General features: G+C 58.1%; 1 protein-coding gene. It reads right to left on the reverse strand.

Annotation, left to right across the window (positions count from 1 at the left end):
• Positions 1 to 470, reverse strand: a 470-nt coding sequence (locus MUU47_RS00190) for a hypothetical protein (protein ID WP_258986121.1), incomplete at both ends; no start/stop codon positions are given.

A 470-nucleotide genomic window follows, 5' to 3' on the forward strand; every position in this document is an offset into this window, starting at 1 on the left:
GTTCCGGTCCACCAGGTCGGTCTTGTCCCGCTGGTAGAGCACCGGGAACTGGGTCCGGTAGATCATCACGAGATCCTCGGCACTGACACTGAGCGCGATCGACACCGCGGCGTTGAGCAGATTCTCGGTGTGCCACCGATCTTTTGTGGTGCGCACCGGGACCTCTGGCGTCCACTTTGTGTCGGTGAGCTCTTCCCACAGCGGGGCATAGGCCTTGGTGAGGCAGTTCAAGCGCAGATAGGCCGGCACAGCGAACTGGTCGATCGCGGGATTGGAGCTGGCTGGGACCAAACCATTCACAAGACTGGCTTGAAGGTGCGCATTACCCGTAGCCCTGAACTGAAAATCAGCAAGAAGGCTTGCAGCTAAAGTGCCAAAGCGAACAAGTATCTTTGAACTCTCCGTATGACCTGCCGAGTACAGGGTGAGTACGTGCTCGGTTCCGGGTGGAATGATGGAGGGGTACATGG

The organism is Scandinavium hiltneri (assembly GCF_024764835.1).
In the GTDB taxonomy this organism is placed as follows: Bacteria; Pseudomonadota; Gammaproteobacteria; order Enterobacterales; family Enterobacteriaceae; genus Scandinavium; species Scandinavium hiltneri.